Origin of the sequence: Agarivorans sp. DSG3-1, assembly GCF_046774965.1 — a bacterium.
In the GTDB taxonomy this organism is placed as follows: domain Bacteria; phylum Pseudomonadota; class Gammaproteobacteria; order Enterobacterales; family Celerinatantimonadaceae; genus Agarivorans.
The window spans coordinates 490,211-510,000 of the sequence record NZ_CP177241.1; the positions used below are offsets into that span (position 1 = coordinate 490,211).

General features: G+C 43.8%; 12 protein-coding genes and 2 rRNA genes (1 of these 14 cut by a window edge). 5 read left to right on the forward strand and 9 right to left on the reverse strand.

The genetic code is table 11. The features are described 5' to 3' along the window. Positions 1-4: 4 nt before the first annotated feature. Positions 5-1,273 carry a Vi polysaccharide biosynthesis UDP-N-acetylglucosamine C-6 dehydrogenase TviB gene (gene tviB, locus ACLD71_RS02365; protein ID WP_411992791.1) on the reverse strand — a complete coding sequence of 423 codons (1,269 nt, stop codon included), beginning with the start codon at positions 1,271-1,273 and terminating at the stop codon, positions 5-7. A 176-nt stretch (positions 1,274-1,449) separates the two neighbouring features. Here tviB and prsT point away from each other — a divergent pair, with 176 nt between their 5' ends. Beyond that, on the forward strand, positions 1,450-4,209 hold the full coding sequence (prsT, locus tag ACLD71_RS02370; protein WP_411992793.1) for an XrtA/PEP-CTERM system TPR-repeat protein PrsT: 2,760 nt from the start codon (positions 1,450-1,452) through the stop codon (positions 4,207-4,209). A gap of 28 nt (positions 4,210-4,237) precedes the next feature. Here prsT and ACLD71_RS02375 read toward each other — a convergent pair whose 3' ends face one another. The 4 genes from ACLD71_RS02375 to ACLD71_RS02390 form a co-directional block, all read right to left on the reverse strand. Next, positions 4,238-5,197 carry a PEP-CTERM/exosortase system-associated acyltransferase gene (locus ACLD71_RS02375; protein ID WP_137673914.1) on the reverse strand — a complete coding sequence of 320 codons (960 nt, stop codon included), beginning with the start codon at positions 5,195-5,197 and terminating at the stop codon, positions 4,238-4,240. A 154-nt stretch (positions 5,198-5,351) separates the two neighbouring features. Next, positions 5,352-6,272, reverse strand: coding sequence for a THxN family PEP-CTERM protein (locus ACLD71_RS02380; protein ID WP_137673913.1), 921 nt, complete (start codon positions 6,270-6,272; stop codon positions 5,352-5,354). A gap of 439 nt (positions 6,273-6,711) precedes the next feature. Continuing rightward, the gene (locus ACLD71_RS02385) at positions 6,712-7,614 is read right to left on the reverse strand and encodes a THxN family PEP-CTERM protein (RefSeq protein WP_411992796.1); all 903 of its coding nucleotides are present in this window, start codon (positions 7,612-7,614) and stop codon (positions 6,712-6,714) included. A 154-nt stretch (positions 7,615-7,768) separates the two neighbouring features. After that, positions 7,769-8,638 carry a ThiF family adenylyltransferase gene (locus ACLD71_RS02390; RefSeq protein WP_137674044.1) on the reverse strand — a complete coding sequence of 290 codons (870 nt, stop codon included), beginning with the start codon at positions 8,636-8,638 and terminating at the stop codon, positions 7,769-7,771. Between the two features lie 120 nt (positions 8,639-8,758). Here ACLD71_RS02390 and ACLD71_RS02395 point away from each other — a divergent pair, with 120 nt between their 5' ends. Next, positions 8,759-9,511 carry a S1 family peptidase gene (locus ACLD71_RS02395; RefSeq protein ID WP_411992798.1) on the forward strand — a complete coding sequence of 251 codons (753 nt, stop codon included), beginning with the start codon at positions 8,759-8,761 and terminating at the stop codon, positions 9,509-9,511. Positions 9,512-9,587: 76 nt separating this feature from the next. On the opposite strand, the gene ACLD71_RS02400 is transcribed toward ACLD71_RS02395, so the two are convergent. Both ACLD71_RS02400 and ACLD71_RS02405 read right to left on the reverse strand, forming a co-directional pair. Then, complete coding sequence (locus ACLD71_RS02400; RefSeq protein ID WP_137675451.1) at positions 9,588-10,202, reverse strand: single-stranded DNA-binding protein; 615 nt, start codon at positions 10,200-10,202, stop codon at positions 9,588-9,590. Positions 10,203-10,254: 52 nt separating this feature from the next. Then, positions 10,255-11,625, reverse strand: a complete 1,371-nt coding sequence (locus tag ACLD71_RS02405; RefSeq protein ID WP_411992800.1) for an MFS transporter — start codon at positions 11,623-11,625, stop codon at positions 10,255-10,257. Positions 11,626-11,790: 165 nt separating this feature from the next. Between ACLD71_RS02405 and uvrA the strand changes: the two genes are divergently transcribed. From uvrA to ACLD71_RS02420, 3 genes are all read left to right on the forward strand, one after another. Next, on the forward strand, positions 11,791-14,619 hold the full coding sequence (gene uvrA, locus ACLD71_RS02410; protein ID WP_411992802.1) for an excinuclease ABC subunit UvrA: 2,829 nt from the start codon (positions 11,791-11,793) through the stop codon (positions 14,617-14,619). Positions 14,620-14,664: 45 nt separating this feature from the next. Then, positions 14,665-16,566, forward strand: coding sequence for a Wzy polymerase domain-containing protein (locus ACLD71_RS02415; RefSeq protein WP_411992804.1), 1,902 nt, complete (start codon positions 14,665-14,667; stop codon positions 16,564-16,566). A 153-nt stretch (positions 16,567-16,719) separates the two neighbouring features. Then, positions 16,720-17,031: a hypothetical protein gene (locus ACLD71_RS02420; protein ID WP_411992806.1), complete on the forward strand. Its 312-nt coding sequence runs from the start codon at positions 16,720-16,722 to the stop codon at positions 17,029-17,031. Between the two features lie 247 nt (positions 17,032-17,278). On the opposite strand, the gene rrf is transcribed toward ACLD71_RS02420, so the two are convergent. Together rrf and ACLD71_RS02430 are read right to left on the reverse strand one after the other, a co-directional pair. Continuing rightward, positions 17,279-17,394: ribosomal RNA gene (rrf, locus tag ACLD71_RS02425) — 5S ribosomal RNA — on the reverse strand. Between the two features lie 117 nt (positions 17,395-17,511). Then, positions 17,512-19,790: ribosomal RNA gene (locus tag ACLD71_RS02430) — 23S ribosomal RNA — on the reverse strand; it runs 610 nt beyond the window's last position.

The window sequence follows — 19,790 nt, forward strand, 5'->3', positions numbered from 1 at the left end:
CCAATTACAAACGTAAATCGCTAGCATCTGCTGGCAATAGATATTTAAGATCGTAAAGCACGTGTTCAGGCTTACCAAAGGCTCGAATGTCTTCAACTGTCATATCTTTAAACTGCTGATGAGCAACCGCAAGAATAATCGAGTCGTAGCTTCCCGCTACTGGAGACTCAACTAAATCAATACCGTATTCGTCATGGCATTCTTGTTTGTCGGCCCATGGGTCATAGGTGTCTACCTGCACACCATAATCTGCAAACTCATGCACAATATCGATAACTTTGGTGTTACGAATATCAGGACAGTTTTCTTTGAACGTTAAGCCCAAAATAAGAATTTTGCTGTTTACTACCGAAATATTGCGTTTAACCATCGCTTTTATACATTGCGATACCACATAACGGCCCATGTTATCGTTGATACGACGTCCCGCTAAAATAACTTCAGGGCGATAACCAATTGATTCAGCTTTATGGGTTAAGTAATACGGATCGACGCCAATACAGTGACCACCAACTAAACCTGGGCGGAATGGTAAAAAGTTCCATTTAGTGCCGGCGGCCTCCAATACAGCTTCAGTATCAATATCTAAACGATTAAAGATAAGTGCTAATTCATTGATTAAGGCAATGTTTACATCACGTTGAGTGTTTTCAATCACTTTTGCGGCTTCAGCGACTTTAATGCTACTCGCTTTGTGGGTGCCCACAACAACAATCTCGCCATACAAGTTATCTACGATAGTGGCTATTTCTGGAGTAGAACCTGAAGTAATTTTTTTGATGGTAGATACACGGTGGGTTTTATCGCCTGGGTTAATTCGCTCAGGGCTGTAGCCTACATAAAAATCTTTGTTAAATACCAAGCCTGAATTTGTCTCAAGTACCGGTACACACTGCTCTTCAGTTGCGCCTGGGTAAACAGTAGATTCGTAAATAACAATATCGTTAGGCTTTAGTACTTTGGCCACGGTTTCGCTAGCACGTACTAAGGGCGTAAGATCAGGCTGTTTATGCTCGGTGATTGGCGTCGGTACCGTAACAATGAAAACATTACATGCTGCCAAATCTTCAATTTGACAGCTGTACGACATATTGCCTGCAACTTCTTGCAATTCGTCATTGCTAACTTCTTGTGTTAGGTCAACACCTTGTCGTAACTCAGATACCCGCCCTTGGTTAATATCAAAGCCAACTACGCTGCGTTTTTTGGCAAATTCAATCGCTAAAGGCAAGCCAACATAACCTAGACCAATTACGGCAATACTTACGTCCATGTATACATCCATTTAATTTGAAAAACAGTTTTCTAATGCTAATTAAACCGCATATTGAAACAGAAAGTAAGAGCCTTCCTTCAGATAGCAACAAATCACCCCACAAAGTAGGACATAAGCTTAATTAAGCTGTATGATTTTAACGTAATTTATCAATCCAACAAACAGGGAATAATATGAGCAATCATAGGTTTGGAATGAAGAAAATTCTGGCTGCCACAGCCTTAACCATGGCATTAACTGCGTGCGGTGGGGATTCTGCAGAACAGCATTTATCTAAGGCGTCTGGCTATCTAGCTGAGAACAATCAAAACGCCGCTATCATCGAATTAAAAAATGCCATTAAAAAAGATGCTGCCTTGGCTCAAGCTCGCTTAACGCTTGGCGAAATATATTTAGAACGCGGCAACTATTTAGCTGCCGAAAAAGAACTAAATCGCGCTTTAGAACTCAATGCAGAGAAAGAGCAAGTCATTCCGCTTTTGGCCAGAACTTACCTAAATCAAGGTCAACCCGATGAAATAGGTAGCCTGCTGACAGATAACCGTCCTTTCAAACTAGAAACAGAAACTGAATTACTGGCTATTCATGCTTTAGCATTATTTAGAAACGGACAAATTGATCAAGCGAGAACCACCTTAAGCCAAGCGCAAGAGTTAGGCATTGAAGGCACTTACTCCAAAATGGTGAAAGCCAGTATTTCCGCAGCAGACCAACAACTGGCGAGTGCCAACGAAACCATTAATCAGTTAAGTGAAGAAGCCCCCAATAATACCGATGTGTGGTTACTTAAAGGTCATTTAGCTTCTCTAGCCGATGATAACGCAACCGCAGTACTGGCTTACCAAAAAGCCGTAGAACTAGCACCAGAAGCGGTTCAATTTACTTTGTACTTAGCCCAAGCAATGGTTAAAAACAAACAATTTGATGAAGCTGAACCTTATTTGGATAATATTCTTAAGGTTGCGCCTAACCATATGTTAAGTAACCAGTTAAAAGCTTACATTCGTTTTCAAGCAGAAGACTTCAATGCTGCTTTTGGGCTATCAACCAAAGCGCTACAAAATGGTTCGCACAACACCGCTACCCAAATTGTGGCCGGCATTTCAGCTTATAAGTTGCAAAAGTATGAACAAGCCCTCACTCAGTTAGAAAGAGTGATCAACAAAGATCCCAACAATGCGTTAGCGCAACGACTATATGTAACAACTCAGTTTCGAATAGGCCAGCTAGATAGTGCGTTTAACCAACTCAACCAACCCTCTATTGCCGCAGCACAAGATAGCGACTTTTTAAGCACGGTAAGTTTGCAATTAAACCGCTTAGGCAGAACCGAGGAAGCCATTCAAATTGCTGAGAAAGCGGCTCAATCTGGTGGTTTAGCAGAAAAAGCTAAACTTGGTTTACTGAAGTTAAAGCAAAATGATCTCGATGGTATAGAAATTCTCAATGAAGTACTCGCTGAGCAACCTAACCACGCTCAGGCATTTTTAGGATTGCAAACCTATAGCTACCAACAAGGCAATACGGAAGAAGTGCTTAAAGCCTTGAACCAATGGATAGCAGAGCATCCCGCAGATCAAAGCGTTAAGTTATTTAAAGGCGCGATTTTAGAGCAACAAGAGCGTTACGACGAAGCACTTAGCGCCTATCAAGCAATCCTCAAAGATCAGCCTAACGATGTAGCGGCTAAACTATTTAGTTCATCGGTATATGTACAAAAAGGTGAAATTGATAAAGCTTATCAATTAGTTTACGAGGTAAAAATTGAGCAGCCTGAAAACTTAAGAGCCTTTGAGTTCTTAATGAGCCACGCTTCGCAGATTGATAAGATTGAAGAAGTAAAAAGCTTAATTGATGAACAGCTAGCTACTGCTCCCGAGTCGACCTTGCTGACTGAGCAACTAGGGCGCTACTACTTATTTAAAAAAGATTTTCCACAGGCAATTGCCACCTTCGAAAAAATCGACCCAATGCTAAGAGACGATAGAGTTTGGCAATTAATTGGTGATTTATACCTTCAAGCTGAACAACAAGATAAAGCTGTAGCCACTTTTAAAGAATGGTTAGAGAACTCACCATTGTCATTAGTGGCCTACGTTAAAAACATTAATATTTTAGAAGCAGCGGGAAAACTGAAAGAAGCGGTAAGCCTTAGTACCCAAGCAATGAAGCTGTTTAAAACCAATCAAAAGATCATTTTTGTAAATTCAGTCCTGCAACTAAAATCTGGAGACGCTGTCGCTAGCCAAGATGCGCTCAATCAACTTGAACCTTTTCAGCTTGAAACGCCAGCAGCCTTGCAACAACAAGGTTACATCTACTTAGTACAAGAAAACTGGCCAGCAGCAATCGAAACATTCGATGCACTTTATAAAAAATACCCTAGCACTCAAACCGCTAACCTTTTGATTAAATCCTATAAAAATGCAGGAAACATCGATCAGGCAATTAGCTTTATAAAGTCAGCTATGGAGCAACATAAAGAAGCAGCTCAACCGCTACAACTTCAGCTAGCGGAGCTACAAATGCAAGCTGAGCCAAACGAAGCGTTAGCTCAATATCACGTCATTATTGAAAAAGAACCTGAGAACGTTATTGCATTAAATAACTTGGCTTGGGTTTATCATGAAATGGGCAAACCTGTTGAAGCTTTACTGTATGCTGAAAAAGCCCACACTCTAAAGCCCGACATTCCACAAGTTACCGATACCTACGGTTACATGTTGCTAAAAGCGGGCAAAGTTCAACAAGCCACTGTTGCACTTAAACAAAGCTATCAACAGCAAGCCAGTAACGAGATAGCGCTTCACTACGTAGAAGCACTCATTGCAGACCAACAGACAAAGAAAGCGAAAGGTGTACTGGATAACCTCAGGAACCTAGAACCTGAACTTACAGATAAAAAAGCTGAACTAGAAGCTCAGCTAAAATAAAGTAGGAATAAGTAGCTGCTAAGTGCGGCTAGCGCGGAAGATAAAGGCCGCTAGACTCAGACCAATTAAAATTCTCCCGCATGGAAATGTTGGGAGATTTTTTTTGTTCAAAAAAAGACGATGAATACATTCTCTTGATGTACTCGTCATTGTCATCATTGTTTCGTGCAGCCAAACACCCTTTCTCTACTTCTTTATCAATGTTATTCATTAATACCTGAAAACCAACAGGTAAGCTGCGAGTTAACATGCCAGTGCTAATGTAGTAAGGCGCACGTAGGCCATGGTAATCAACAGCTGGGCCTAATTGCTCAAACTTAATACCCAAGAAGCTCATACTGCGAGCTAATCGAGGCTCCATCATAACAAAGGCATGGTGAGTGCCAGCTCGCACAGCTAGAGCTGCAATGGACAAATACAAACCAATTGCTAAAAAAGGAAAGCAACGTAACTCTTCCTCAGAATAGGTTTGCTCGTTAATAGCACCAGAAGCGGCACCCTCAAAATTATCAGCCTTACGACGGCGAAATTGAGGGCGAACAGCCAAACGAGAAATTTCACAAATCTCGCTTCGGTCAAACTGGGAGGGATGAACCTTAGCGTTTTTAATCGCTTCAGAACAAAATTTTTCAATCGGTAACAATTCACTTTTACTCGTTGGAGAAACTATTCGCACACAACCGGCGAAGTTAGAACTAGGTTTGTGTTCAATGAGGCAAAAGCGGGAGTAATCGTCAAACTCATCTTGTTCCATACCGTCATCACGAACGGGCTCAAAATTGAGCTCTTCGCAATATACGTCGTGACGAATTTTAAAAGCTTCGTTAACTATATCTGGTTTAAAGGCAACAACGGGGCGGAGGAACTCAGCAAAATGTTCGGCGATGAGTTTAGCTTCACGCTTCACCAACATCGAAATCCCACCTCTTACAGCTGCCCCCAAAACCGGCACAGTGGATAGTTTTTTCACATATTTGTTACGGATCATAACGGGCTCTCTAAGCTGTTTAATTATCTATTTACAACACTTAAGCCTTAGAAAAATAATGAATTGAAATAAAGTAGGCTTGAAAAAACAAAGCGCAGAACTAGGCTGCGCTTTGGGTATTCAATGCTAATAGTTAGCGACTTTTAAATAAGCATTATGCACGGCGACGAACTGACGCCAAACCTAACAAGCCTAGACCAAAGATAGCTAAAGTGCCTGGCTCTGTTACTTGAGCAGCAGAGATAGCGAAACCAGCTTTTAATTCATTGGTTTTATCTTCTTCTGTTAGGAAGCCGATACAAGTAGCATTTGGACCACAATCAATATCACCCAATACATCTAAACCTTGAAGGCGAGTAGTAAGCGTGTATACGTAGTCATCGTAGCCAGGGATTGGCAATACAAAGCTGTTTTGAAGGTAGATATCATCACCAACTTCAGTGTAGGTAACATCCGGGCCTAGTACTAAAGTGAATAAGTCTGAACAACCTTCTTGGTTAATACCTACTGCACCAACTAGTTGGGTAGGTTCGTACTTACAGATGTTGTTCGTAGGAGTGTTATAGGTTTCTTCAAAGATAACACCAAATTGTAGTACTGGTGCTGGCGCTAGTGGGAAAGCAACTGGCGCTGTAGGCGCTAGGAACAAACCGTCAAATAAAGTAGCCGCAACTAAAGTATCACCGGTAACGCCCCAGTTTTCATGTACAAGACCAGTACCTTCAGAGAATACCAATGCACCAACACCATCGACAACACTAGTAGTAACAGTACCTTCTTTAGCTTCTTCAATCGCTAAAGCACTTTTCTTCAAATCTGGGTTTTCAGCACCGTAAGGTACACCCCACTCAAGCGTTTTAGGTAATTCACCACCAAACAAACCAACTGGATCAAATTCGTCACGAGTAGCACCAGAAGCATCAATTCCGGTAGGGTCAATAGAACCGGCATCTGAAGTCCACTGGTCAAAACCAGCATCATTTAAATAGTCCCAATCAGTAATAAGAGCAGAATTTGCAGCAACGCTTGCAAAACTTAAGCTAGCTGCCAAGCATGTTAGTTTTAATTTGTTCATGTCACCCATCCATTTGGTTAGTACGATTCAAGATACAACCTGTACATAGCAATCTAAGTGCCAGTTTTAAAAACCCTTTTAAAACAACCCATTAACAAAAACAAAACCCATTGATAAAACGTTGATGTAAAAATTACTGACATAAAAAACTAAAGCATTTATTGAATAAAATACTCATGGGATCCCTAATTCCACTGCCACTTTTACGGGCTAACGTCGTTTTCGCCAAAGGCTTTTAGCATGCCAGCTAAACCATGAGTAATTCATTAACGTTTAGTTCACTGTTAACAATGTACGATGAGCCTTGAGGATAAAAAGGTAATTTGTAGTAAGGGGGGAACCAAATAGCTTGGCACAGGTTCTTATTGCAGGAGCGGTATTGGAAGGAAAACAAGCAACTACTGCTACTAGCAGCAGCTGCTTTAAACACTAACAGCGATTAAGCGCGACGACGAACAGATGCCAAACCTAATAAGCCCAAACCAAAGATGGCTAAAGTGCCTGGCTCTGTTACTTTTGCAGCAGAGATAGCAAAAGCGGCTTCTAGTTGGTTGGTTTGGTTTTCTTCAGTCAAGAAACCAATACAAGTAGCATCAGGCCCACAATCTAAACCATCTAATACTTCTAAGCCCTGCAAGCGAGTCGTTAAGGTATAAACATAATCATCAAAACCAGGGATTGGTAATATGAAACTGTTTTGAAGGTAGATATCTCCACCAACTTCAGAAAAAGTAACGCCATCATCCAACACTAAAGTGAATAGGTCTGAACAACCGGCTTCATTAACACCAGCCTCACCTACTTTAGTATCACCGTATTTACACACGTTATTTGTTGGTGTGTTATAGGTTTCTTCAAATAGTACATCAAATTCAAGTACTGGCGCAGGAAGTGCAGGACCTACAAAAGGTGCTAGAGGCTGCAAGAACAAACCATCAAACAAAACCGCTGACGATAAAGTATTACCTGTAACACCCCAGTTTTCGTGAGTAAGGCCGGTGCCTGTTACAAAATCTAAAGATGCTACATCACCTGGCGCGCTAGTGTTTACTTGGCCAGACTGAGCATCATCGATCACAAGAGAACTCTTTTTCAATAAAGGATTCACTGCACCATATGGGTCACCCCACGCTAAGCTCTTAGGAAGCTCGCCACCAAAAAGAACATCAAAATCATCTAGTGTTGCACCGTCGGTGTCTATACCAACTTGGCCAGCACGAGAACTCCACTCTTTAAAACCCGCATCATTTGCGTAGTTCCATTCAGTAATCAGTTCCGCACTAGCAGAAATACTTGCTAATCCTAAGCTAACTGCTAAGCAAGCATGTTTCAATTTGTTCATGTAACCCATCCGTTTGGTAAAATCGTTTATAAATAACGGTGGGCTTAAAGCAATAAGTAAGCCAAGATTAAAAATCAAATACTTACAACAACTTAAACTATATTAATACAAATATAAATAACATTTTGTAAAACTTACTGACACCAAGTCACAGTTAAGCCCCCCCACTCAATACTATTTTTTTCGCCACACCAAATACAATACGCTGCAGTGGGTTGCGGTTACCCATTGGCCGCCAGGTTTTTTTGAAACGATTTCGGTAGGCATCAAAGTGCAAACCGTAAGGAGCAGTAATTAACTCACCTCTATTCAATAATATTTTGAGCACATAAGTGCCGGCAATTCCCCCACACATTTTCACAGCCATAGGCATCGACGGGCCTTTTTTAGCGTGGAAGTCCGCTTTACTAGGGTCAACTAAGTATGGTCGCTGTAACATAGCGGGCGAAAGTCCAATCAAGAATTTAATGTATTGCTCATTTTCACTGCTTGCATCCTCAAAGCGAAAATATTCTTCATAGGTCATTCCTCCCGGCATAAAGCAAAGAAATGCGCAGCCCATACCTAAAGGAGCTGCGGTTACTAGCGGTATATTTTTTTCCAAACACTTTTGAAAAACCAACTTACGCGCCGATAGCGCAAAAAAATCTAAGCTATCTACATATACATCAACGCCATCTAAAAATTCATCAACATTATGTTCGAAAATCCCTTCAGGGAAAGACTTCACTTCAGCTTCGGGATTAATATCCAAGCAAACTTGTTCCATCACTTTAACTTTATCTTGGCCCACCGTAGACATAAACGCCCCAGCCTGACGGTTAAAGTTATGTACTTCATATTCATCAAAATCAGAGATATGAAACTTGCCAACCCCCAACCTTGCTAACGTCACTATGTGTTCACTACCCACGCCCCCGGCACCGGCCATAGCCACACGCTTACCACGCAGTATCTGTTGCTCTGCATCTGTAACCCAGCCAATATTTCTGGAGAACGCATCTTCGTAATTAAAACTCATCATCATTTGGCCTTTTTCGCTTCACAGTATTACGCACTACACAAACCTAGTCGCTTTTATACTAACTTGCTCTAGTACCGAGTAAAAATTAAGATGAAATAGTCTCTCAAGGAAGAATATAGTATGAAACTCGCCTTCATTATTGCCATCGCTTCATTTTTATCGATGTTTAGCGCTGGCGCGTTAAGCGATCTTGCTGACACTATAGAAAGAATTAAACCTTCTGTAGTTGGCGTTGGCACCTACAACAAGCTTAACTCACCTCGTGCAAATCTTAGAGGAACAGGGTTTGTGGTTGGGCCTCATTTAATTGCTACTAATGCCCACGTCATTCCCAAAAGCCTAAATCAACAGCAGAACGAAAAACTCGTAGTGTTTGTTGGGCAAGGTCGCTCGCCGGAAATACGAATAGCCAGTTTGGTGGCAAGCAATCAGAAACATGATTTAGCGCTGCTAAAAATTGAAGGTAAAGCCCTAAAAGCGATGAGCCTGTCTAATAAAAAGGTACGCGAAGGAGAACTGTATGCCTTCACTGGGTTTCCTATTGGTGCGGTATTGGGACTTTACCCCGTTACTCACCGCGGTATTATTTCGAGTATAACGCCAGTGGTGATACCCGCCCGAAATGCCAGCGAGCTAAACTTAGCACAACTTAAAAGACTTAAATCGCCGTATAACATCTATCAATTAGACGCTACCGCCTACCCGGGTAACAGCGGCAGCCCTTTATATCACCCTGAAACGGGTGCAGTAATCGCTATCATTAACAAGGTGTTTGTGAAAACGACTAAAGAGGCAGTGCTAGCTGACCCTAGTGCTATTAGTTATGCCATTCCAGTCACTTACCTAAAGCAGTTAATCAATTCACTTAAATAGCGAGTACAGCTAAATAAGCTATAGATACTAAAAAGCCTCAATTTCTTGAGGCTTTTTATTTTTAGCTCTTAGCAGCCTAAAAGGGGATATCGTCGTCAAAATCCATTGGCGGCTCGTTAAACTGTGGTGCAGCTTGTTGAGGCGCTTGCTGCGGAGCAGCAGGCTTAGCTTGTTGCTGATAGCCACCTTGCTGAGGCGCAGCCTGTTGTTGCGGCGCTTGCTGCTGGAAACCACCTTGTTGTGCGGTAGGAGCAGCCTGTGGAGCTGCTTGCTGTTGGCCACCCCAGTTATTTTGCTGCTGTGGCGCTCCACCCATGCTTTGACCTTGACCACCGCCTTGGCGACCACCTAGCATTTGCATTACGCCATTAAAGCCTTGAACAACTACCTCTGTTGAGTAGCGGTCTTGACCATTTTGGTCTTGCCACTTACGCGTTTGTAATTGGCCTTCAATATAAACCTGTGAACCTTTTTTAAGATATTCACCAGCCACTTCGGCCAGTTTGCCAAACAACACTACGCGGTGCCATTCTGTGCGTTCTTTCTGTTCACCACTTTGCTTGTCTCTCCAGCTTTCTGAAGTAGCAATAGTAATATTGGCGACGGCCCCGCCGTTTGGCATAAAACGTACTTCAGGATCTTGTCCTAAGTTACCAACCAAAATTACTTTATTAATGCCCCGAGTGGCCATGTATATTGCTCCTATATTCTATCTGTTGTGGCGAGGAAGACCCGCTATCATACTAGGCTGCTCGCACCAAATCCAATGCTCTAGCCAATTCAAATTCTTTTGTTTTCACTTTTAGGTAGACAGTACGGTCACTGGAAATCACTACCGCTTCTACAACCCCAGGTAATACCTGCAGTTTTGCCAATAAACTCGCTGGTTGGTCGGCAGATGATATCGCCAACGAATAACTTTTTATGCCACTTTGCGCACGCATTCCTAAACTAACAACTAACCAAATAAGCAGCAAAGCAATAGCAAGCAGGCTTACTCCATAAGCACCCGCTGCCATATACAAGGCTCCCGCGCTAGAACCGCCAATAAACGCCCCTAAAAATTGACTGGTAGAAAACACCCCTAAAGCAGCGCCTTTATTACCTGGAGGCGCTAAATTAGAAATAAGCGCTGGTAAACTCGCTTCTAAATAATTAAAGCCGATAAAAAATATCGCTAAAATTGCGCCTAACAACCAAATAGAGGGTACATCAACTAACAGTAGAACATTAGCCAATAGCAATAAGCTAATTGCAAACAAAAAGTAACCACGTTGTTGATTACGTTTAGCGGCAATAATAAGTAACGGAACCATTAATACAAACGACACTAATACTGCAGGCAAATATACTTGCCAATGACTTGCGGCTTCTAGTCCAGCATCCACCAAACGTAGCGGCATCACCACAAATAATGCAGTCAATACTAGGTGTAGCGTAAATACTCCCCAATCTAAACGCAGTAATTGAGGGTGTTTGAGTAGTTTGAACATTTGCGTAGTGTTAGCACTCACTTCACCACTAGGGGCTTTAGCGTGAGCATTTGGCACAGAAAATTGCACCACCAACATAGCCGCTAACGATAAGCCTGCAATTAACCAAAACAACCCCGATAAACCTAGCTGTGCAGACACTATAGGCCCAAGTACTAAAGATGCAGCAAAAGATAAACCAATGCTTACCCCAATAAACGCCATCACCTTGGCACGCTGGGTCTCTCGGCTTAAGTCTGCAGCAAGTGCCATAACCGTACTCGCAATTGCCCCCATGCCTTGCAAAGCTCGCCCAATAGCAACGCCATGAATCGATTCAGCCATAGCGGCCACCACTGAGCCTAGTGCAAAAATGCTCAAACCTAAAAAGATAACCGGTTTTCTACCAATGCGGTCCGATAGCCACCCCATGGGGATTTGAAACATAGCTTGGGTTAAGCCATATGCGCCAATAGCTAAGCCAACCCAAAGAGGCGAAAAACCTTTTAACTCTTGACCATACACAGCCAAAACCGGCATTAACATAAACAAGCCAGCCATGCGCAAAGCAAACAACAGCGCAAGCGAATAAGCACCGCGTTTTTCAGTAGGATTTAAACCTTCTTCCACAGCTATAACCATAAAAAATTCGTCAATTGAGAACCGGCAATGCTAACACAGGCACTTGGCTGCAAACCAGCTTAAGATTGCCGCCTTACTATTACTTCATCCACACCAGCAGAACGGCGCATTTCAATAAATAATGTGTAATACTGGACGATTTACTGCAGCAATGATCAGGTAACAATGGACAGTATCGATATTAGAGGTGCACGCACCCACAACCTCAAGAACATTTCGCTTACCCTCCCGCGCGACAAGCTTATTGTTATTACTGGGCTCTCTGGTTCGGGGAAGTCATCGCTAGCATTTGATACCCTCTACGCCGAAGGTCAGCGCCGTTATGTAGAATCTCTTTCAGCTTATGCGCGTCAATTTTTGTCATTGATGGAAAAGCCCGATGTTGACCATATTGAAGGTTTATCTCCGGCAATCTCCATTGAACAAAAATCTACCTCGCATAATCCGCGTTCTACTGTTGGTACGATTACTGAAATTTATGATTACTTAAGATTATTGTATGCGCGAGTGGGCGAGCCACGCTGCCCGCATCACCATCAACCCTTGGCTGCACAAACCATTAGTCAAATGGTAGACAAAGTGTTTGAAGAGCCAGAGAACAGCAAACTGATGTTGCTGGCGCCCATTGTTCGAGACCGTAAAGGCGAACATGTAAAAACCCTAGAAAACCTTGCTGCTCAAGGCTTTATTCGTGCACGAATAGATGGCGAGGTCTGTGACTTAAGCGATCCTCCAGAGCTCGAGCTACATAAAAAGCATAATATTGAAGTGGTTATCGACCGTTTTAAAGTACGCGCTAGCGATGACTTATCTCAACGCTTAGCCGAGTCGTTCGAAACGGCGCTAGAACTTGCTGAAGGCACAGCCATTTTGGTGGATATGGATAGTGGTGATACCCGCCAGCTATTTTCCGCCAACTTTGCCTGTCCAGTATGTGGTTACAGCATGACAGAGCTAGAGCCTCGGATCTTTTCGTTTAATAACCCTGCTGGCGCTTGTCAAACCTGTGATGGCTTAGGTGTAGATCAGTTTTTTGATGATAACAAAGTCATCGTAAATTCGAGTTTGAGCCTGTCGGGCGGAGCCATACGCGGCTGGGACAAACGCAACTTTTACTATTACCAAATGCTTAAATCTTTAGCAGCTCACTTTGAGTTCGACTTAGAAACTGCCTTTGAAGAACTCAGTGAAAAACACCAAAAAGTCGTTTTGCATGGTTCAGGTCGTACTAGCATTGAATTTAAGTACATGAATGATCGCGGCGACGTAACCGTGCGCAAACATCCCTTTGAAGGGATAATCCCCAATATGCGTCGCCGTTACAAAGAAACAGAGTCTAATGCCGTACGGGAAGAACTAGCGAAGTTCATTAGTAATCAAAACTGTCCAAGCTGTAACGGTAGTCGCCTACGCGAAGAAGCCAGAAATGTGTTTATTGGCACTACCAACCTGCCAGAAGTCAGCTGTAAATCCATTGGCGAAGCCATGGAGTTTTTTGACTCACTCAGCCTGACCGGACAACGCGCACAAATTGCCGACAAAATTCTCAAGGAAATCTGTGAACGCTTAAACTTCTTAATTAACGTTGGCCTAGATTACCTTTCATTAGATCGCAGCGCAGATACTTTATCAGGCGGTGAAGCTCAGCGCATTCGACTTGCCAGCCAAATTGGAGCGGGCCTTGTTGGCGTAATGTACGTACTTGATGAACCTTCGATTGGTTTACACCAGCGTGATAACGAAAGATTACTCGCTACCCTCAATCATCTACGAGATTTGGGCAATACTGTAATAGTGGTTGAGCACGATGAAGACGCTATTCGCGCCGCCGATTATATTGTTGATATTGGTCCTGGAGCAGGTGTGCATGGTGGCGAAATTGTTGCTCAAGGTACTTATCAACAAGTAATAGACACTTCCGATTCACTCACCGGGCAGTATTTGTCGGGCGTTAAGGCAATAGATGTTCCCGCAAAACGACATCCTGTAGGTAAAGACTGGTTAAAGGTGCTTGGCGCAAGTGGCAATAACCTCAAAGAAGTTGATCTAGCGATTCCACTAGGCTTGTTAACCTGTGTTACAGGCGTATCGGGCAGCGGAAAATCTACCTTAATTAATGACACCTTATATAAAATTGCCCAGAAAGAGCTAAACGGTGCCGCCGGTGAAGATATCGCTCCACACAAAGCTGTAGAGGGCCTAGACAAGCTCGACAAAGTAGTAGACATCGACCAGAGCCCGATTGGCCGAACACCGCGTTCTAACCCAGCAACTTACACAGGTATTTTCACACCCATTCGCGAGTTATTTGCTGCGACTCAAGAATCTCGTTCTCGCGGCTACAAACCTGGTCGATTTAGCTTTAACGTAAAAGGCGGTCGCTGTGAAGCGTGCCAAGGTGACGGCGTTATAAAAGTTGAAATGCACTTCCTACCCGACGTTTATGTGCCCTGTGATGTCTGTAAAAGCAAACGCTACAACCGCGAAACACTAGAGATAAAATACAAAGGTAAAAGTATTCACCAAATCTTGGATATGACTGTTGAAGAAGCCCGCCCATTCTTTGATGCTGTACCAGCCATTGCTAGGAAATTACAAACACTGATTGATGTTGGTTTAACGTACATAAAGCTAGGGCAATCTGCTACTACCTTATCCGGCGGTGAGGCTCAACGTGTAAAACTGGCACGAGAGCTCAGCAAGCGAGACACCGGCCAAACCTTGTATATATTAGATGAGCCAACCACTGGCTTGCACTTCCACGATATTGAATTGCTATTAGAAGTGATTCACCGCTTACGCGACCACGGAAACACCATTGTAGTAATTGAACACAACTTAGATGTGGTTAAAACCGCAGACTGGGTGGTAGATCTTGGCCCTGAAGGCGGTAAAGGCGGAGGAGAAATTCTGATAGCTGGAACACCAGAAGATATTATAAAAGAACAGCGCTCTCATACTGCTCGCTTCTTAAAGCCAATGTTAAACAAATAGTGATTGAAAGGGCACTTGATGCTCGCATTTTTCAAAGGAAATGATATGTCAGCCAAGTTGACACTAGAACGTTGTTTTATTTATGTATTTGCCGCAATGATGCTTGTTGGTATGCATTACTTCCAACATAACCAGGGTGGTACCGGCCTCGCGCTTCCATTTAACTTAGTAGTATGGATGTTCGCCTCAGTGCTTATTGGCATTGGTCTTATTAAAGTTAGTGCTGCAGAGCAACTACGATACAACCAACCTTTAATTGTTCTTCTCGCTGGTGTTGGCCTTCTCTGGATTCCGTTGTTTTATCCAAATGCCGAGTTCGGCGAGTTCGCCTTAGATAGACTAATCGGATTATCCGCGGGCCTTTTGCTTATTTTTGCGTTTATGCAGTTAGAACTAACACGTAAAGACTGGCACCTAATGCTGTTTCTAATTGTCGCGGGAGCCTTAATAGAAAGTGCTTACGCCTTAACTCAGATGTACCTGCTCACTGAAGGCAATTGGGTTGGCTTTAATGTCAATTCCACCCGTGCGGCCGGAATTTTTCAGCAACCCAACGTACTAGGTACCTTTGTCTTATTTGGACCTTTAGCGTCTGCATGGTTAATTTCTGAAAAAACTATAACAACCAAAGCCCAGCTTACTCTAGTGGCTGTAACCAGCTTTCTAGCAGCCTGGGTATGTTTTTTATCAGGATCAAGAACCACTACCCTCTCCTTGTTTTTAATCTTACCGCTACTAGCTCCTTATCTATATAAAACCTCAAAAAAGAAAGAATTGAGAGTATGGTTATGCAGCATTGCTCTAGGTGTAGTAGCTTCAAGTATTCCGGGAATGCTAAGTGAATCAGTTGCACGTGACGCCATAGGTGGTGTTACCACTGCCTACCGAATCACCTTGTTAGAAGTAAGCTGGGAATTATTTAAACAACAACCTTTACTTGGTTGGGGTTACGGCGGATATGATGGGGTATATCATGAAGCGCAGGCTCTGTTAAACCAGCAAAACATTATAGATGGCTATCATTTCAATGTTGCTCACCCTCATAACGAGCTAGCTTATTGGGCGGTCGAAGGCGGAATACTTCCTATTCTAGTATTGCTGACATTAGCCGGATATTGCTTAACCCTTTGGTTTACCAAAGGTTGGCAGAAAGGTCTCTTCTATTTTGCGATTCTATTACCAAGCTTATTCCATAGCATGACCGAGCTTCCGTTTTATCACTCATCAATACTGTGGGTTTTGTTTTGTATAGTGCTAGCTAAAACATTTATGGAAACTGGAAAAATCACCGTCATAGGTTTCCCCGCTAAATTTGCTCCAAAAATATTCGGCGTGTTAATACCATTATTCACGGTGATGTTCATGGCCTCCGGTTTACAAAGTATTAAGCTCATCAAGGACTATGAACGTACTGGCAGTGTAGATGTAAGTTACTTAGAAAAAGTAAGCAATCCCTTACCAATTCAAACACGTTATGAGTTTAACGCTATGGTATTTAGACTAAAAGCAGCGATTGGTTTAGGCTTGCCAGAAGAGCTACATGGTTATCTAGCATGGTCGGAAAAATTGATGCGCCGCCAAACACGTACTGAGCAATTCTATAATCATCACCTAGCCCTAACAGCTCTTAATAGGAATGATGAAGCTGACGTACTGTATCGTCACGCCTTAGAGGTTTACCCTGATAATCAACGAGTTTCATACCGCTATATCCATGCCTATAACTATGGTGAAGAAGCTTTAGAAGAGTATGTAAAATGGAACAACTCACTTAGCTCTGACGAGTTATCACCAGAATTGTTCGTACACAAAATAAATGCACTAGTACAGCTGGATAAAATCAAGCTGGCTGTTGATGCTCTTATTGCTGGGCAGACACAGTTTCCTCAAGAGTTAAATCTTAATAGTGTCCCTAGACTTAAACCTTATGTGCGTATTGAAGGCTAGCGCTAACGACTAGAGGGAGTTTATCTCCCTCTAAAAACCGCCTTATACAACTCAGCACTAAGTCACCACAGATACCTTCCTTTAAACTAAATAAAATTACACCTATGCCGGCATGCACATTTTATTGGGCACCTCGGTGGCGATGACTTTATAGTGATTTTTACCCGACAAGGCTGGCAACCATCGGTACTGCAATTGCTCAATCAGTTTGATTCTCGGCGAGAACCGCTTTATCGCCAAAAAGACTTAGACGCTGGCGGAATTGTCGCTAAAGACCGCGATGGCCAGCAGCGTTTTTTTCACTTAACCGGTTTAGCTGTAGGAGTCACCCGCTGGACAAGCGCAACTCAACTCAGTATCCAAGAGTTAAGTGAACTCGCCAGCCTTGCTAAGAAGCAAGCCAAAAAAAACCATTGGTCTACCTTGTATGTTCAAGAGAGTGATGAGCGGGAAAGGGTAGAATAAAGCTCTTTTAAAAACACAGAGTAAATTGCCTCGAGCGATAAATCGCAGACAATAAAAAAGCCCGCTCATTGAGCGGGCTTAGTAATAAGAGCCTGGCGGTGGAACAGGGGCGCAGCATAGCTGCTTCCGCTTCGGCCTAAAAAAGCACGCTTTTTCCTGGCGGCCTTCGCCCTACTTGAAAGTAGCCCACTTTTTTTGTCCAATAAAAAACCCCACTGTCTTGCGACAATGGGGTCATCTAATAAGAGCCTGGCAGTGACCTACTTTCACATGGGGAAACCCCACACTATCATCGGCGCAGTTGCGTTTCACTTCTGAGTTCGGCATGGGTTCAGGTGGGTCCACAACGCTATTGCCACCAGGCAAAAACTTGTTGTCTTTAACATTCGAAAAAGCTGAAACATCCCACGAGTCTAACAAGCACTCTTGGTTTCTAAATAAGATAATCTTCATCAAACATACACACCACTTAGGTGTTGTATGGTTAAGCCTCACGGGTAATTAGTACAAGTTAGCTCAATGCCTCACAGCACTTACACACCTTGCCTATCAACGTTGTAGTCTCCAACGGCCCTTCAGGGGACTTAAAGTCCCAGTGAGAATTAATCTCAAGGCCTGCTTCCCGCTTAGATGCTTTCAGCGGTTATCAGTTCCGAACGTAGCTACTGGGCAATGCTATTGGCATAACAACCCAAACACCAGCGGTTCGTCCACTCCGGTCCTCTCGTACTAGGAGCAGCTCCCTTCAATTCTCAAACGCCCACGGCAGATAGGGACCGAACTGTCTCACGACGTTCTAAACCCAGCTCGCGTACCACTTTAAATGGCGAACAGCCATACCCTTGGGACCGACTTCAGCCCCAGGATGTGATGAGCCGACATCGAGGTGCCAAACACCGCCGTCGATATGAACTCTTGGGCGGTATCAGCCTGTTATCCCCGGAGTACCTTTTATCCGTTGAGCGATGGCCCTTCCATACAGAACCACCGGATCACTATGACCTACTTTCGTACCTGCTCGACGTGTCTGTCTCGCAGTTAAGCTGGCTTATGCCATTGCACTAACCGTACGATGTCCGACCGTACTTAGCCAACCTTCGTGCTCCTCCGTTACTCTTTGGGAGGAGACCGCCCCAGTCAAACTACCCACCAGACACTGTCCGCAATCCCGATAAGGGACCAACGTTAGAACATCAACACTACAAGGGTGGTATTTCAAGGTCGGCTCCACATCATCTAGCGACAACGCTTCAAAGCCTCCCACCTATCCTACACATGTAGGGTCAATGTTCAGTGTCAAGCTGTAGTAAAGGTTCACGGGGTCTTTCCGTCTAGCCGCGGGTACACCGCATCTTCACGGCAATTTCAATTTCACTGAGTCTCGGGTGGAGACAGCTTGGCCATCATTACGCCATTCGTGCAGGTCGGAACTTACCCGACAAGGAATTTCGCTACCTTAGGACCGTTATAGTTACGGCCGCCGTTTACCGGGGCTTCGATCAATAGCTTCGTCCAAAGACTAACCACATCAATTAACCTTCCGGCACCGGGCAGGCGTCACACCGTATACGTCATCTTTCGATTTAGCACAGTGCTGTGTTTTTAATAAACAGTTGCAGCCAACTGGTATCTGCGACTCTCAGCAGCTTAGGGAGTAAATCCCATCACCATCAAGAGCGTACCTTCTCCCGAAGTTACGGTACCATTTTGCCTAGTTCCTTCACCCGAGTTCTCTCAAGCGCCTTGGTATTCTCTACCCAACCACCTGTGTCGGTTTGGGGTACGGTTTCGTATAATCTGAAGCTTAGAGACTTTTCCTGGAAGCAGGGCATCAACCACTTCATGTCCGTAGACACTCGTCATCAATTCTCAGCCTTAGACACCCGGATTTTCCTAAGTGTCCAGCCTACAACCTTAAACATGGATAACCATCACCATGCTGGCCTAGCCTTCTCCGTCCTCCCATCGCAATTATACGAAGTACAGGAATATTAACCTGTTTCCCATCGACTACACTTTTCAGTCTCGCCTTAGGGGCCGACTCACCCTGCTCTGATTAACATTGAACAGGAAACCTTGGTCTTTCGGCGAGGGGGCTTTTCACCCCCTTTATCGTTACTCATGTCAACATTCGCACTTCTGATACCTCCAGCAAACCTTACGATTCACCTTCAACGGCTTACAGAACGCTCCTCTACCATGCTTACAAAGTAAGCATCCGTAGCTTCGGTGCATAGCTTAGCCCCGTTACATCTTCCGCGCAGGCCGACTCGACCAGTGAGCTATTACGCTTTCTTTAAATGATGGCTGCTTCTAAGCCAACATCCTGGCTGTCTAAGCCTTCCCACATCGTTTCCCACTTAGCTATGACTTTGGGACCTTAGCTGACGGTCTGGGTTGTTTCCCTTTCCACGACGGACGTTAGCACCCGCCGTGTGTCTCCCGGATAGTACTTAGTGGTATTCGGAGTTTGCAAAGGGTTGGTAAGTCGGGATGACCCCCTAGCCTTAACAGTGCTCTACCCCCACTAGTATTCGTCCGAGGCGCTACCTAAATAGCTTTCGAGGAGAACCAGCTATCTCCCGGTTTGATTGGCCTTTCACCCCCAGCCACAAGTCATCCGCTAATTTTTCAACATTAGTCGGTTCGGTCCTCCAATTGGTGTTACCCAATCTTCAACCTGCCCATGGCTAGATCACCGGGTTTCGGGTCTAATCCCAGCAACTATGCGCGCAGTTAACACTCGGTTTCCCTACGGC